Source organism: Nocardia sp. MH4 (assembly GCF_019266065.1).
Taxonomy (GTDB): domain Bacteria; phylum Actinomycetota; class Actinomycetes; order Mycobacteriales; family Mycobacteriaceae; genus Nocardia; species Nocardia canadensis.
Genome location: NZ_LPNR01000097.1, coordinates 16,783 through 32,112 on the forward strand (window position 1 = coordinate 16,783; position 15,330 = coordinate 32,112).

At 71.0% G+C, this 15,330-nt stretch carries 13 protein-coding genes; 8 read left to right on the top strand and 5 right to left on the bottom strand.

Annotation, left to right across the window (positions count from 1 at the left end):
• Nucleotides 1-23: 23 nt before the first annotated feature.
• On the bottom strand, nt 24-1,667 hold the full coding sequence (locus ATM97_RS13960) for a PucR family transcriptional regulator (RefSeq protein ID WP_218718437.1): 1,644 nt from the start codon (nt 1,665-1,667) through the stop codon (nt 24-26).
• 109 nt (nt 1,668-1,776) lie between these two features.
• Here ATM97_RS13960 and ATM97_RS13965 point away from each other — a divergent pair, with 109 nt between their 5' ends.
• From ATM97_RS13965 to ATM97_RS13975, 3 genes are read left to right on the top strand one after another with little or no spacing between them, the layout of a single operon-like run.
• Nucleotides 1,777-3,267 carry a CoA-acylating methylmalonate-semialdehyde dehydrogenase gene (locus tag ATM97_RS13965; protein WP_218718438.1) on the top strand — a complete coding sequence of 497 codons (1,491 nt, stop codon included), beginning with the start codon at nt 1,777-1,779 and terminating at the stop codon, nt 3,265-3,267.
• Between the two features lie 19 nt (nt 3,268-3,286).
• Nucleotides 3,287-4,633 (top strand): aspartate aminotransferase family protein, encoded by a 1,347-nt coding sequence (locus tag ATM97_RS13970; RefSeq protein WP_218718439.1) that lies wholly within the window; start codon nt 3,287-3,289, stop codon nt 4,631-4,633.
• A 58-nt stretch (nt 4,634-4,691) separates the two neighbouring features.
• Entirely contained in the window at nt 4,692-5,105 is a 414-nt protein-coding gene (locus ATM97_RS13975) for a PPOX class F420-dependent oxidoreductase (protein ID WP_308248477.1), read from the top strand.
• Between the two features lie 21 nt (nt 5,106-5,126).
• Here the strand turns inward: ATM97_RS13975 and ATM97_RS13980 are convergent, their stop codons facing one another.
• Entirely contained in the window at nt 5,127-6,587 is a 1,461-nt protein-coding gene (locus ATM97_RS13980; RefSeq protein WP_218718501.1) for an MFS transporter, read from the bottom strand.
• A gap of 78 nt (nt 6,588-6,665) precedes the next feature.
• Nucleotides 6,666-7,907 carry a uroporphyrinogen-III C-methyltransferase gene (gene cobA / locus ATM97_RS13985; RefSeq protein WP_218718441.1) on the bottom strand — a complete coding sequence of 414 codons (1,242 nt, stop codon included), beginning with the start codon at nt 7,905-7,907 and terminating at the stop codon, nt 6,666-6,668.
• A 124-nt stretch (nt 7,908-8,031) separates the two neighbouring features.
• Between cobA and ATM97_RS13990 the strand changes: the two genes are divergently transcribed.
• The 3 genes from ATM97_RS13990 to ATM97_RS14000 are packed head-to-tail and all read left to right on the top strand — an operon-like array spanning nt 8,032 to nt 9,623.
• Complete coding sequence (locus ATM97_RS13990; protein ID WP_218718442.1) at nt 8,032-8,505, top strand: nucleoside deaminase; 474 nt, start codon at nt 8,032-8,034, stop codon at nt 8,503-8,505.
• On the top strand, nt 8,502-8,645 hold the full coding sequence (locus ATM97_RS13995; protein WP_218718443.1) for a hypothetical protein: 144 nt from the start codon (nt 8,502-8,504) through the stop codon (nt 8,643-8,645). The genes ATM97_RS13990 and ATM97_RS13995 overlap by 4 nt, the downstream gene beginning before the upstream one ends.
• A gap of 27 nt (nt 8,646-8,672) precedes the next feature.
• Nucleotides 8,673-9,623 carry a hypothetical protein gene (locus tag ATM97_RS14000; RefSeq protein ID WP_218718444.1) on the top strand — a complete coding sequence of 317 codons (951 nt, stop codon included), beginning with the start codon at nt 8,673-8,675 and terminating at the stop codon, nt 9,621-9,623.
• 2 nt (nt 9,624-9,625) lie between these two features.
• Here ATM97_RS14000 and ATM97_RS14005 read toward each other — a convergent pair whose 3' ends face one another.
• Nucleotides 9,626-10,984 carry a DoxX family protein gene (locus tag ATM97_RS14005; protein ID WP_218718445.1) on the bottom strand — a complete coding sequence of 453 codons (1,359 nt, stop codon included), beginning with the start codon at nt 10,982-10,984 and terminating at the stop codon, nt 9,626-9,628.
• 190 nt (nt 10,985-11,174) lie between these two features.
• On the opposite strand from ATM97_RS14005, the gene ATM97_RS14010 reads away from it, so the two are divergent.
• Together ATM97_RS14010 and ATM97_RS14015 are read left to right on the top strand one after the other, a co-directional pair.
• Nucleotides 11,175-12,305, top strand: a complete 1,131-nt coding sequence (locus ATM97_RS14010) for a phosphotransferase family protein (protein WP_218718446.1) — start codon at nt 11,175-11,177, stop codon at nt 12,303-12,305.
• A 15-nt stretch (nt 12,306-12,320) separates the two neighbouring features.
• Complete coding sequence (locus tag ATM97_RS14015) at nt 12,321-13,430, top strand: hypothetical protein (RefSeq protein ID WP_255587725.1); 1,110 nt, start codon at nt 12,321-12,323, stop codon at nt 13,428-13,430.
• A gap of 64 nt (nt 13,431-13,494) precedes the next feature.
• Here ATM97_RS14015 and ATM97_RS14020 read toward each other — a convergent pair whose 3' ends face one another.
• Nucleotides 13,495-15,093, bottom strand: a complete 1,599-nt coding sequence (locus tag ATM97_RS14020; protein WP_218718447.1) for a TROVE domain-containing protein — start codon at nt 15,091-15,093, stop codon at nt 13,495-13,497.
• Nucleotides 15,094-15,330: the final 237 nt, after the last annotated feature.

Sequence of the window (15,330 nt, forward strand, 5' to 3'; positions counted from 1 at the left end):
TCCTGTGAGATCGGCACGATGGCCTACCGCGGGTCGCCGCCGCCGGTGAGTTCGCGGACCAGTAGCGCGGTGTGCAGCGAGGTCCGGGACTCGCCGTCGTCGAGATCGACGGCGAGGATGCGCTCGATCCGGGCGAGCCGGTCGTAGAGCGTCGGCCTGCTGATGGCGAGCGCCTTGGCGAGCTCGGTCTTGTTGCCCGCCAGGTCGAGAAAGCGGCGCAGGGTGGCGGTCAGATCGCTGCCGTGCCGGATGTCGTGGCGCAGCAGGGCGCTCAGTTCGGTCTCGGCGAAACTCTGCACCCGGGGGTCGTCGCGGATCAGCGAGAGCAGGCCGCGCAGCCGAATATCCGCGCTGCGGAAGAACATCCGGGTGGGCGCGGCGCGCATCGAGGCCGCGACGGTGGCGACCTCCGTGGCGTCGGCGAGTCCGCTCGCGGTGTCGAGCAGGGAGTCGGAGTCGGCGCCGACGCCGATCACCGCGCGCCGGACACCGTCGACCCGGCGCACCTCGGTGAGCACAGCCGCGCACACCGTGGCGAGCCGCTCGTCGACGACAGCGCCCCGGGCGAGGGCCAGGATCATCGCGACCCGTTCCCCGTCGATCGCGAGTGATCGCGCGCCCGCACCACGCGGCCCGGGCCGGTGCTCGGTGGCACTGAGCGCCGAGGCGCCGACGAGGCCGAGCCCATGGGTCACCGCCTCGACCACCGCCGCGCTGCGCCGTTGCGCCGCCACCGGATCCGGGTCGGCGACGGCGTCGATCTCGATGGACAGGGGCACGTAGCGGGCATGCCGGTGCAGCCCGAGCGCGGCCGCCCGCGCCTGCGCGTCGCGCTCGTCGCCGACCCTGCCCTCGACGAGGTCGGCGATCAGGCCGGTCTGGGCCCGGCGGTGCAGACCGAACCGGTCCTTGTCGATCATCCGGTGCAGGGTCAGGGTCTGTGCCGCGCGCTCGAGCACCATCCGCGCGCGCGGTGTCGGTCCGTGGTCCGCGCGCAGGATCAGCCTGCCCCAGCGCTGCATCTGCGGGCCGACGTCGACCACGCCCTCGCCGCCGGGCAGCAGTCGCGAGGTCGCCTCCCAGTTCTCCAGCAGCGCCGAGGAGGTGGTGTGCCGGGCGGTCGCGGCCAGTACCCGGTGGGCCAGGTCCTCCAGCACGACCGACGCGTCGAGCATGGTCGCCGCGGTGCGCACGATCTCGGCGAGCGCGGCCCGGCGCACACTGAGTTCGGTGAAGGTCTCGTGCACGGTCCGGGCGAACTCGAGCTCGGCGTACTGGTCGGCGACGATCGCGCGATGGACGGCCTCGGTGATCTCGACGAAGCGGGTCACCCGGTGCAGCACGATCACCGGCAGCCCGAGGTCGGCGGCCGTGGCCGCGACGACCGGGCCCAGCTCGCTCACATAGCTGCCCAGTTCCACCACCAGGCCCGCGACCCCGGCCGCGGCCAACGAGCGCAGGTAGGCCACGCGCGCCGGCTCCGGCGCGGCCAGCGCCTGCCCGGTGGTCAGGATCAATTCCGCGCCGACCAGCACGTCGGCGACCTCGGCCAGGTCGCTGACGTGCACCCAGCGCACCGGCCGGTCCAGGTGGGCCCCGCAGATCACCTCGGGCTGACCTGCCTGGACCACCGGCGTGGCGAGCACATCGGCCACGGTCAACAACACCGACGAATCGTAATACGAATGCCGCGACTCCGTACAGATCGTCGGCCCTCGCGCGGGTGGGGATGGACCAGGGTGGAAGCACCACCGTTCCCGGCGAAACGAGGTCTCCATGCAGTCCATCGGCCACTGGATCGACGGCAAGTCCGTCACCGGCACCAGCGAGGCGATCGCCCCGGTCACCGATCCGGCGACGGGCGCGGTCACCGGCGAGGTGGCCCTGGCGAACGTGGCCGACACCCGCGCGGCGATCGACGCCGCGACCGTGGCCTTCGCGACCTGGCGCGACACCTCGCTGACCCGCCGCACCCAGGTGCTGTTCCGGTTCCGCGAGCTGCTCGCCGAGCGCAAGGAGGAGCTGGCGGCGATCATCACCGCCGAGCACGGCAAGGTGGCCGCCGACGCGCTCGGCGAGGTCACCCGCGGCCTGGAAGTCGTCGAATTCGCCTGTGGCATCCCGCATCTGCTCAAGGGCTCGTTCACCGAGAACGCCTCGACCGAGGTCGACATCCATTCCGTGCGCCAGCCACTGGGCCCGGTCGCGATCATCTCGCCGTTCAATTTCCCGGCCATGGTGCCGATGTGGTTCTTCCCGCTGGCCATCGGCGCGGGCAACACCGTGGTGCTCAAGCCCAGCGAGAAGGACCCGTCGGCGGCACTGTGGCTGGCGCGGCTGTGGCAGGAGGCCGGGCTGCCCGACGGTGTGTTCAATGTCGTACAGGGCGACAAGGTGGCCGTGGACGAACTGCTCGACAACCCCGGCATCAAGGCGGTCTCGTTCGTCGGCTCCACCCCGATCGCCAAGTACGTCTTCCAGCGCGGCACCGCGGCGGGCAAGCGGGTGCAGGCCCTCGGCGGGGCGAAGAACCACATGGTGGTGCTGCCCGACGCCGATCTGGACCTGGCCGCCGATGCCGCGGTCAACGCGGGCTTCGGCTCGGCGGGTGAGCGGTGCATGGCGATCAGCGTGGTGGTCGCGGTCGGCGGGGTCGCCGACGAGCTGGTCACCAAGATCGCCGAGCGCGCGTCGACCATCGTCACCGGGGCCGGGACCTCCGGCGCCGACATGGGTCCGCTGATCACCCGGGCCCACCGCGATCGCGTCGCGGAGTACATCGACGCCGGCGAGAACGCGGGCGCCCGGGTGGTGCTCGACGGCCGTCCGCTGATCGTCGAAGGCGCGCCGGACGGATTCTGGCTCGGGCCTACCGTTCTCGACGGGGTGACGCCGTCGATGAGCGTGTACACCGACGAGATCTTCGGACCGGTGCTCTCGGTCGTGCGGGTCGGCACCTACGAGGAGGCGGTGGCGTTGATCAACGCCAACCGCTACGGCAACGGCACCGCCGTGTTCACCAACGACGGCGGCGCGGCGCGGCGGTTCCACCACGAGGTGGAGGTGGGCATGGTCGGGGTCAACGTCCCGATCCCGGTTCCCCTCGCCTACTACAGTTTCGGCGGCTGGAAGAACTCGCTGTTCGGCGACTCGCACGCGCACGGCACCGACGGCGTGCACTTCTTCACCCGCACCAAGGCGATCACCACCCGCTGGCTCGACCCCAGCCACGGCGGGCTGGAACTCGGCTTCCCGCAGAACAAGTGACCGGACAGGAGCATTGTCGATGACGCTTTCCGACGAGGCCGCCCGCGCCTACGAACTCGATCGCCGCCACGTCTTCCATTCCTGGTCGGCGCAGGCCCAGGTGTCGCCGATCGTCCTCACCGCCGCCGAGGGCTGCTACGTGTGGGACGGCGAGGGCAACCGGCTGCTCGACTTCTCCTCGATGATGGTGAACACCAATATCGGGCACCAGCATCCGAAGGTGGTCGCCGCGATCGCCGCGCAGGCGGCCGAACTGTGCACGGTCGGCCCGGCCTTCGCCAATGCCGCCCGGTCCGAGGCGGCCCGGCTGATCAGCGAGCTCACGCCGGGGGACCTGGACAAGATCTTCTTCACCAACGGCGGCGCCGACGCGGTCGAGCACGCCATCCGGATGGCGCGCCTGCACACCGGACGGCCGAAAGTGCTCGCGCGGTACCGCTCCTATCACGGCGGTACCGAGACGGCGGTCAATGTCACCGGTGACCCGCGGCGCTGGCCCAACGACCACGGCACCAGCGGGGTGGTGCACTTCTTCGGCCCGTTCCTGTACCGCTCGGAGTTCCACGCGAGCGACGAAGCACAGGAGACCCAGCGCGCCCTCGAGCATCTCGAGCGCACCATCGCGATGGAGGGTCCGGCCACGATCGCGGCGATCGTGCTGGAATCGGTGCCGGGCACCGCGGGCATCATGGTGCCGACCACCGAGTACATGCGCGGCGTGCGGGAGCTGTGCGACCGGCACGGCATCGTGTTCATCGCCGACGAGGTGATGGCGGGCTTCGGCCGCACCGGAAAATGGTTCGCCATCGACAATTTCGAGGTTGTGCCGGATCTGATCACCTTCGCCAAAGGCGTGAACTCCGGCTACGTGCCGCTGGGCGGCGTCGCGATCAGCGCCGCCATCGCGGCGACCTTCGCCGACCGGCCGTACCCGGGCGGGCTCACCTATTCGGGTCATCCGCTGGCGACCGCGGCGGCGGTGGCCACGATCACCGCGATGCGCGAGGAGCGGATCGTGGAGAACGCGGCCGAGATCGGCGCGCGGGTCATCGGGCCGGGGCTGCGGGAACTCGCGCAGCGGCATCCGAGCATCGGTGAGGTACGCGGGCTCGGGGTGTTCTGGGCGCTCGAGCTGGTACGCGACCGTGCCACCAGGGAACCGCTGGCCCCCTACGGCGGCACCAGTCCCGCGATGACCGAACTCGTCGCCGCCTGTCGGCGCGGCGGACTGCTGACATTCGTGAACTTCAACCGGCTGCACGTGGTGCCGCCGTGCGTGATCACCGAGTCCGAGGTCAAAGAGGGGCTGGCGATTCTCGACCAGGCGCTCACCATCGCCGACGCGCACACCGTCGACGCGCCGTAGGACCGGCCGTTTCGCGGCGGGCGGAATGCGCCCGCCGCGGGACGCGTTGTCCCGGAGCGTGACTGATACCGCAGTGCTTTCCGACGAACTGAAGTCGTATCTGGACGAGGAGAAGGTCTACGCGACCGTCGCCACGGTCGGCGCGAACGGGCACCCGCATCTGACCGTCGTCTGGATCAAGCGCGAGGGCGACGAGCTGCTGTTCTCCACCACCGTCGCGCGGCAGCAGGCCAAGAACCTCGTGCGCGACCCGCGGATCACGGTGATGGTGAACCCGCCGGAGCGGCCGTTCCTCTACGCCGAGATCCGGGGCACGGCCACCACCATCCCGGATCCGGAGCGCGCGCTGCCCGACGAGATGTCGCTCAAGTACACCGGCAAGCCCTACCGCGAGTTCAACCCGGCCTCCGTCGACGACGCGGAGCGGGTGATCGTGCGGATCACCCCGCACCGGGTCGCCGGTCGCCTCTGAGCGGACCGGGGCCCGGCGGTCTCAGGCGCGCTGGGCCTCGTCCTGGGCGTGCTGGGCCTGGACCAGCTGCTGCGGGGTGAACCGCAACGTCAGCGCGACCAGTGCGGCGAGCACCGCCAGACCGGCGCAGCACAGCAGCACCAGGGTGTAACCGCTGTTGAGCGCGTCGATCTCGGCCGTGGTCATGTCCGCGGCCCGGCCGTCGCGCCCGCCCAGGGACAGGGTGCGCGAGGCGGCGATCGGGCTGAGCAGGCCGATCGCGATCGGGGTCGCCAGGTTCATGAACATCTGCCCGACCGCCGAGAGCGGGCCGATGTTCGACGACGGCACCCCGACCAGCACGCACAGCGGCGCCAGCACCATGGCGACGCCGACGCCGAAGCCGATCACCAGCAGCAGCGCCAGCAGGGTCGGCAGGTACTGCACGTGCCGGTCCAGCGTCGACCCGAACAGCAGCCCGCAGGCCAGCACGACCGCCGCCGCCGACAGCAGCCAGCGCGGCGCGATCACCAGCGCCGCCTTCGACGCCACCGCGCCGCCGACACCGATGCCGATGGTGAACGGGATCGAGGCGACACCGGCCTGCAACGGGCTGTAGCCGAGCACGTTCTGCAACAGCTGGGCCACGAAGAACGTCATCGCGCCGAGCACCGCGCCCGCCAGGAAGATCAGCGCGAAGGTGGCGACCCGGTCGCGGCTGTCGAACAGCGACCACGGCAGCAGCGGATCGGCCTCGCGGCGCTCGGTGAGCACGAAGACCACCAGCAGCGCGAAACCGCCGATCAGCGAGCCGAGGATGAGCGGACTGGTCCAGCCCATCGCCGGGCCCTCGGTCGCGCCGAACACGATCGTCGCGCAGGCGAGTGTGCCGAGGATGGCGCCCTTGATGTCGAGCGGGGTGCGGTGGTGGGCGGTGTCGGTGAGCTTGTAGACCGCGCCGAGCACGATCAGCGCGCCGATCGGCACATTGATCAGGAAGATCCAGCGCCAGGAGAACTCGGTGAGCGCACCGCCGACGACCAGGCCGCCGACCGAGCCGATACCCGCCATGGAGCCGACGATCGCGATCGCCTGGTTGCGGGCGGGCCCCGGCGCGAAGGTGGTGGCCACCAGCGCGAACGCGGTCGGTGCCGCGATCGCGGCACCGGCGCCCTGGAAGGCGCGCGAGATCAGCAGCATCGCCTCGCCGGTGGCCAGGCCGCAGGCGAGCGAGGCCGCGGTGAACAGGCCGACGCCGTAGATCAGCATGCGCTTGCGGCCGAACGCGTCACCGAGCCTGCCGCCGAGCAGCATCAGCCCGGCGAAGGTCAGGCCGTAGGAGGTCACCGTCCACGCGCTGCCCGAGCTGGACAGCCCCATCTCCTCCTGCAGGCGCGGCAGGGCGAAGATCACGACGGTGCCGTCGAGCACGACCATGAGCTGCAGGCCGCTCAGTACGAGGATGGCGAGGCCGAAGGCCCGCTTCGTCACCGGATACTGCATCGTCGCAGCGGGTTTATCGAGCACAACGAGGCAGTGTAATTGGCGCGGCGGCAACGCACGGGTGCGCGGCCCGCGAAGCTAGTCCAGCCCGAAACCCGCGGTCGGGCCGATGACGATGATCGCCGGCGGCCGGATGCCCTCGGACTTGACCTTCTCGGCGACCGTGCCCAGATCAGCCCGTACCACCCGCTGGGTGCGCAGCGTGCCCTCCTGGATGACCGCGGCGGGCGTCTCGGCCGGGCGGCCACCGGCCAGCAGCGCGTCGGCGAACTTGTCGATCCGCTCCACGGCCATCATCAGCACGAGGGTGCCGCGCAGCTTGGCCAGCGCCGCCCAGTCGACCAGCGAATCGGGGTGATCGGGGGCGACGTGCCCGCTGACCACGACGAACTCGTGGGTCACGCCCCGATGGGTCACCGGGATGCCCGCGGCGCCGGGCACCGAGATCGGGCTGGTGATGCCGGGCACCACGGTCACCGGGATCCCCGCCTCGGCGCAGGCTTCGAGCTCCTCGTACCCGCGGCCGAACACGTACGGGTCGCCGCCCTTGAGCCGGACGACGAACTTGCCCGCCTTGGCCCCTTCGACCAGGGCCAGATTGATCGCCTCCTGCGCCATCGAGCGGCCGTAGGGGATCTTCGCCGCGTCGATCACCTCGACGTGCGGTCCCAGCTCGGCCAGCAGTTCCGGCGGCGCGAGCCGATCGGCGACGACCAGATCGGCGCGGGCGAGCAGCCTGCGGCCGCGCACGGTGATCAGGTCCGGGTCGCCCGGTCCGCCGCCGACCAGGGCGACGCCGGGGGTCACCGGCTCCGAATCGTCGGTCACCACACCGGATTGCAGCGCCTCGAGCAGGCCGTTGCGCACGGCGGCCGAGCGCCGGTGCGCGCCACCGGCCAGCACGCCGAGGGTCAGCCCGTCGTAGCGGGCGGTGGCGGGGGTGACGGCGGTGCCGTCACGGGCGACATCGGCGCGCACGCAGAAGATCCGCTTCGCGGTCGCCTCGGCGACCACCGCGGCATTGGTCTCGGGTTCGTCGGTGCAGGCCATCGCGTACCAGGCCGCGTCGAGGTCGCCGTCGGCGTAGGCACGCAGTTCGACGGTGATCTGACCGGCGGTCGCCATGCCTTCGACGGCCGGCGTGACCGCCTTGCTGATCACGTGGACGTCGGCGCCCGCGGCCACCAGCAGGCCGAGGCGGCGCTGGGCGACGGTGCCGCCGCCGACCACAACTACTCTGCGTCCGCGCAGATCGAGCCCGACCAGGTAGTTCGGGTCGCCTGCGGGCGGGGTCGATGCGGTGTCAGACGTGTTCGGCACAGTGTCCCAGCCTAGTTCCTGGCTCGCCGCCCGCCGAACGGGCCCGCCGACACCGCCGCCGCGATCGCCCGCCGTCGGCGCGCCCGCGTTGCCGTGGGGTCCCGGTGGCGCGACAGTGGAGACCATGACCGAGCCGGACGCACTTCTCGCCGTGGCCTACGACGAAGCCCTGCGCGGGCGGGCCGAGGGCGGTGTCCCCATCGGCGCCGCGCTGTTCGACGCCGACGGCACGCTGCTCGGACGCGGCCACAATTGCCGGGTCCAGAACGACGACCCGAGCGCGCACGCCGAGACCGACGCCTTCCGCGCCGCGGGGCGTCGCCGCGACTACCGCTCCACGATCATGGTGACCACCCTGTCGCCGTGCTGGTATTGCAGCGGCCTGGTCCGCCAGTTCGGCATCGGCACCGTGATCATCGGCGAGGCGCGCACCTTCCACGGCGGCCACGACTGGCTCGCCGACCACGGCGTACGGGTGCTCGTCCTCGACGATCCGCGGTGTGTGGCGCTGATGACCGAGTTCATCGCCGACCGCCCCGACCTGTGGTTCGAGGACATCGGCGGCGCCGACGCACCGACCAGGGAGACGCCGGCATGAGCGGCGCCATCGCCTCGGTCGATCTGGCCCGCTGGCGCACCGGCGGTGCCGCGGCCGCCGCGGTGCGGCGCGAGGTGGGCGAGAGTCTGCGCCGGGCCGACTTCCTGCGCGTGCGCCTGGACGCCATCACACTGACCTGACCGGTGCGCCCCGTACACTCGCGACCCATGCCCGCCTGGTCCCGCCTCGTCCCGATCATCGCCGCCCTTCTGCTGGCAGGGCCGGGGCCCGCCGTCGCCGCCCCGACCTACGAGCCCGCGGCCGGTGTCGAAGCGCACTACGCCGCGCCGGGCCCGTTCGCCGTGACCGAGCGGATCGGCGAACTGTGTTGCGACACCACCGGTGCCGCGTTCGACCTGTGGTATCCGAGCGAGCTCGGCACCGGCCATCCGATCGTGCTGTTCGGTGACGGCACGCAGGCGGTGCCCACCCAGTACCGGCATCTGCTGCGGCACTTCGCGTCGTGGGGATTCGTGGTGATCGCCACGCAGAACCAGTACACCGGTTCCGGTATCGACATCCTCGCCTCACTCGACCGCCTGATCGCCGAATCCGCCGATCCGACCAGCGTTTTCGCCGGGCGGCTCGACCACACGGCGGTGGGCGTGGTGGGTCATTCCCAGGGCGCGTCCGGTGCCCTCAACGCGATGCGGCGCGCCGGTGGGGCGATCCGCACCGCGATCACCGTCGAACTGCCCCGCACCGGCCTGTGCTCGGATGCCCTCAGCTGCACCGATCCGGCCGCGATCGATACCGGCTCGGTGTTCCTGATCAACGGCTCGGCCGACACCCTGATCTCCCCGTCGGAGCAGTCGCTGCCGGTCGAGGTCGTCGGCGTCCAGTCCCACCGCGCCTACTACGACGCGCTCACCGTGCCGAAGGTGTGGGCGACGCTCGAGGGCGCCGACCACAACGATATCCAGGGCGATCCCGGCTGCGCGGACAACCAGCTCGCCTGTGGCACCGGCGTGTACGGCTTCCTCGGCTATCCGACGGCGTGGCTGGCCGCGCGGCTGCGCGGCGATGCCCGCGCCGCGGCGGCCTTCGTCTCCGGCTCCGGCGCGCTGTTCGCGCCGTCACCGCACTGGCGCAATCAGACCGGCACTTTCACCGGCTGATCTCAGCCGCCGGCATACGGGTTGTTCTGCACCCAGCGGAAGTCGGTGCCGCGCAACGGGAAGCTGTCGAGATCCAGCCGGGTGAGGGTGACCGTCACCGGCTTGCCGTCGAGCTCGCCGCGCAGCGTCAGCCGGTCGTCGGCGGGCCGGTCGACCGTGAAGGTGGTGACCGCCGTGGGCGTTTCGCCCGGTGCCGACGGCGCGGCGGTGAGGGTCATCGTGTGCGCCTCGGGGTCGAAAGCGGCGACCACCGGCACGATCGAGTCGTCCATCCGCTGATAGCCCGCCGAGCCCGCGTCGACGATCAAACGCTGCCAGCGCACCGGATCGGTGGTCAGCGGCGGCACCGGGGTCGCCTCGGCGGTGAACTCGGTGACGTCCCAGATCCCGTAGAGCTCGGGTTTCGGTGCGCCACCGCCGTATTCGTCCCAGGACTTCTCCCCGAGGTAGAGGCAGCCGGCGACGATCCACAGGCCCGTCGCGATCTGCACGACGCTCGCCCACCGGTTCGCCCGCGCCGAGCCGAACAGCGGCGGCTGGCCGAGAGGTCCCGAATCACGTTCCAGCACGAGCACATTCGCCAGTCGCCGGGCCTGCGGCGCCAGCAGCACCAGGCTCATCAGCAGCAGATGCCCGGACAGCATCTTCACCGGCACGTCGAAGGTGAGGTTCAGCAGGAACACCTGCGCCATGCTGATCACGCTGAGCATCGCGCCGAGGGTGGCCGTGCGCGGCCAGAACAGCAGCAACCCGGCGAGCACCTCGGCCGCACCCAGCGATATCTCGTAGGCCGGGGACGAGCCGACCTGGGTCCACAGCATCGACATCGGGCTCAGGTCACCGACGCGGGTGAGCAAGGTGGTGAGCGCGGGCTCGGGCATCTGGGTCGGGATGAGCTTGGCGAACCCGTAGAACAGCATCTGCCCGCCGACGCACAGCCGCAGCAGGGTGAGGAACCAGCTCGCCATCCGCGGATAGGCGCGCCTGCGCCGGTCGAGCACCGACCAGACCACCGTGACCAGGATCGCGGCCACCAGCACCAGCCCGCACTGGATCCAGATCGCGGCCTGGTCGCCGCTGCCGTTCATGACCAGCTCCGCCTCGACCCCGAACACGTGCTCGCCGATCCAGCGGCTCACCGGGGCCAGTGAGAGCATCTGCCAGGCGACGGCGTCCTCGGGCAGGTGCAGCGCGAACACCCCGAGGAAGACGAAGGTGATCTGCGCCATCCACAGGCAGAACAGACCCAGATAGGCGACGCTGAACCGGAAGGCGAGCCGCGTCACCGGATGCCAGATCGGCGGCGGTGGCGGCGGGCTCGCGATCGCGTCGTGGGCGCGCTGCGTGGTCACGGCGGTCACCGTTGCCTCCTCGTCGAGTTCGATTGCTACCGAAGCTAACTGGTGTCGTGGACGAGCGCGTCCGGGAAAACCCCCATCTTTACCGTGTCAACCCTGAATCTCACTCACCGACTGACGGCTTACATTCCCGTCGGCCGTCCGGTACGCCGGTATCGAACGTGTTCCATCTCGCCGACAGGGGTACTCATAGATGTCCGACGATCCGGATCCCACCGCGCAACAGTCGCTCACGGTCACCGAGCGCGACCTCGACGAGCTCGCCGAGCAGTTGTCGCAGTGGCTGGCCGGCAAGGTCGGCGCCGACGTACCGCCGAAGGTCGGCAATCCGAGCAAGCCCGCCACCGGCGGCATGTCGAGCACGACCATCCTGTTCGACGCCGAATGGTCGGTCGGCGGGGTCGTCGAGAGCGGCTCGTTCGTGCTGCGGATGGCACCCGAGGACGGCTCCTTCCCGGTCTTCGATTCCTATGACCTGCCGATGCAGTACGAGGTGATGGCGGGCGTCGGCGCGGCCTCGGACGTCGCCGTGCCGGTGCTGCGCTGGCTCGAACTCGACGAATCGGTGTTCGGTTCGCCGTTCCTGGTGATGGAGAAGGTCGACGGACGCGCGCCCGCGGACAACCCGCCGTACGTCTTCTTCGGCTGGGTGTTCGACGCGACTGTGGAGGAACGCGCGCGGATCGCCGACGCGACCGTCGACGTGATCGCCCGCATCCACGCCATCGACGACATCGCCCGTCGCTTCCCGCGCCTCGACGGCGAGGGTCCGGCGCTGCGCAGGCACTTCGAGGCCCAGCGCGCCTGGTACCGGTGGGCGCTGACCGACGACGGCGTCGAGATCCCGCTGATCGAGCGGACCTTCGAGTGGCTCGAGGCCAACTGGCCCGCCGAGACCGGCCCCGAGGTGCTGAACTGGGGCGACGCCCGCCCCGGCAACATCCTGTTCGACGGGTTCACCCCCGCCGCGGTGCTGGACTGGGAGATGGCCACGTTCGGCCCGCGCGAACTCGACCTGGGCTGGGTGATCTTCATCCACCGCTTCTTCCAGGACATCGCCACCCGCTTCGATCAGCCCGGCCTGCCCGATTTCCTGCGCAAGGACGCGGTGGTCGCGAAATACGAAGAGCTGACCGGACATACGGTCCGCGATCTGGACTTCTACATCATCTACGCCGCGCTGCGGCACGCGATCGTGATGGCCCGGATCAAGCGGCGGATGATCCACTTCGGTGAGGACACCGTGCCCGCCGAGCTCGACGACTACGTGATGCACCGGCTCAGCCTCGAGGCTCTGCTCGACGGCACCTACGAGTGGGACTGAGAAGGAGACACGACCATGAACGCGATCATGCCCGTCCCCCTGGACGAATACCCGGTCCACCAGACCCCGCTGTCGCTGGCCAGGGTGGCCACCAGCGACCGCAACTTCTACGACCGCTACTACTTCAACGCCTTCGACCCCGCCGGCGACGCGATGCTGATCACCGGGTTCGGCGTCTACCCGAACCTCGGTGTGGTCGACGCGTTCGCGACGGTGCGCCACGGTGACACCCAGCGCAGCGTGCGCTTCTCCGACGCGCTCACCTCGCGCGATCTGACCACGGCGGTGGGCGGCTACCGGATCGAGGTGATCGAGCCGCTGCGGCAGTTGCGGGTGGTGTGCGAGCACGAGGACCTCGGCTTCGACCTCACCTGGACCGGCGCGCACCCGGCGGTGCAGGAGCAGCCGCACCTGATCCTGTCCGGCACCCGGCCGATCATCGAGGCCTCCCGGTTCGCCCAGCTGGGTTCCTGGGCGGGCACGCTCGCCGTCGACGGGCGCGACATCACCGTCGACCCGGCGGCGTGGACCGGCAGTCGCGACCGCTCCTGGGGCATCCGGCCCTCGGGCGAGCCGGAGCCGCCAGGGCGCGCCGCGGCCGAGGGCGCGGGCGGGTTCTGGTGGTTGTACGCGCCGCTGCGCTTCGACGAGTTCGCCATCGTGGTGATCGTGCAGGAAGAGCCCGACGGCACCCGCACGCTCAACAACGCGGTCCGGATCTGGCACGACGGCCGCAAGGAACAGCTGGGCTGGCCACGGATGCACTGGACCTACGAGCCGGGCACCCGGCACCCGAAGTCGGTGCGCCTGGACATGACCACCCCCGACGGCAAGCCGCTCGAGGTCGAGATCGAGTCCCGGCCCGGTATCGCCCTGCACGTCGGCTGCGGTTACGGCCCCGACCCCGACTGGACCCACGGCCGCTGGATGGGCCGGGACTGGTCGCTGTCGAGTTCCTACGACCTCACCGACCCGGCGATCATCGCCCGCACCCCCTACGGCGTGATCGACCACATCGGCTACGCCCGCTGCGGCGACGCCGAGGGCTGGGGCCTGTTCGAGCACGCCTCGATGGGCCGCCACGACCCCACCGGTTTCGCGGATTGGTCCTCGGTCGCCCCCTGACGACCCGACCTCGCGAGAGGAAAGCCGCCGCCGCGACAACGAGGTCGCGGCGGCCGGCGATTTCCTAGGCGGCCGTGGCGAAGTCGGCCAGCAGCGACGGCACGGCGGCGTCGAAGCCCGCGACGTCGAGCATGCCCGCGTCGTCGGGATCGGCGATGCTGAACCTCGTCGCGGTCATGCCGACCACGACGAGCTTGGCCCGCGGGTTCACCTCGCGGCGGTAGCGGGCCAGCGCCTGGTGCGGGTGCACCGAGCCCGCCCACGTCTCGTTGTCGGTGTACACCGAGAACACGTCCACCTCGATGCCCTGCTCCAGCGCGTGCAGGATCGGCATCGAGCAGTCGGTCCCGCCGAAGGGCAGACCCGACACCGCGCGCACGGCGTCGTCGAGGCGCTGCCGCGGCGAGATGGCCAGCGGGGACAGGTTGCGTGCCCCCTGCCAGCGGGTGCCCGTCGCGGTGAACCCGACGATCTGGTGCCGCTCCTCGGTCCGGGCCGTGACCAGGGCGAGCGCGGCCGAGGCCTCGCGCGCCGAGAGCGGTAGCCCGGCGATCGGCGACGTCATCGACCCGGACACGTCCAGCGCCAGCAGGTGCCGCAGACCGGTCGGGCGCACCGTCTCGAACGCCGCGTAGAAGGCCGCGTCGAGCGCGTCCACCACCGGTGCCGACGGCGTCCAGGTACCGGCGCCACGTGCCGAACGCCCGGACGCGTAGGTGCGCAGCGCGATCAGCACCGCGACCGGGTGCACGCGTGCCTTGCGCAGCCGCTCCGGGTCGCCGAGCTGCGCGCAGATCGCCGCGGTGCGCGGACCGAGCGGAGCCAGCAGGCCGAGCCGGGTCAGGCGCGGCAGCTGACGCAGCAGCGCCGTCTGCGGAATGCCGTTGTCCAGCAACGCCTCCCACACCTCGGGCGTGTTCAGCGCGGCGTCGGGCAGCATCTCCCAGCTCAGCCGGTACTCACGGACCAGCTCGGGTACCTGCTCGACCGGTGCGGACTGCGCGCGCTGGAAACCGTCGACCAGGTCGAGGCCGTCGAGGTCCGGGGTGCGGCCACAGATCCAGTCGAACAGCCTGCGCCGCTCGTCCTCGGTGGTCGCCGGGTGCGACAGGCGCAGCAGGTCGCGGTGCGACCAGCCTTCACGCTGCCGGTACTTCACGACCTGAAACGCCAGGTCACCGACCGGCTTGTCCAGGTACCAGTTCGCGACCGCGCGGGACAGGCCGCGACCCCAGCCGCGGAACTGCTCGGCGTAGCCGGCGAACAGGAACAGATGGGTGCCGGTGCGCGCGACCAGCGGCAGCGCCGCGAGCGCGGCCCGGCGACCGTCGACATCACCGAGCGCGGCGGCGGCCGCCAACGCGAACAGGGCCGGGTTCGGTCGCGGGGCACGCCCGCCGGTGGAGATCTCGACGATCTCACGCACCAGGTCGGCGGTGTGCTCGGCGGCGTACGCGGCGATGAACTCGGCATTGTCGGCGGTCAGCGCGGCGGCGCTGACGTAGTAGGTTCCGGATTCCGTTCCGAGGGTGAGGAATCGGCGCACCCGGGCCTGCGGGGTGATCTCGAAGACGTAGCCGCCCGCGGCGTTGACGACCTGCCGGGCATCGGCAGGACTGGTCTGCGGCGTGCTGCGACGCGAAAATCGCGACAGAATGTTCATTGTTCCCCCTCCGATACAGCGACCGGCGTTGCGGTTTCGGCCCCGGGACCCACCGGGGCGTGTGACGATGCGCGAAGCGGACGGACATGGGTGTCTCGGCCGGGAAACGGAAATCGCTTTCCGCCGCAGGGCTCGAACCTGCTGGACTGTGAGTCCTCGCCAGATAACCGACCGAATCCGGTCCGTCCTGCTCCTGTGCACCGCAGCCGCACAGCGGACGTGTGTGTCCCGACCGGA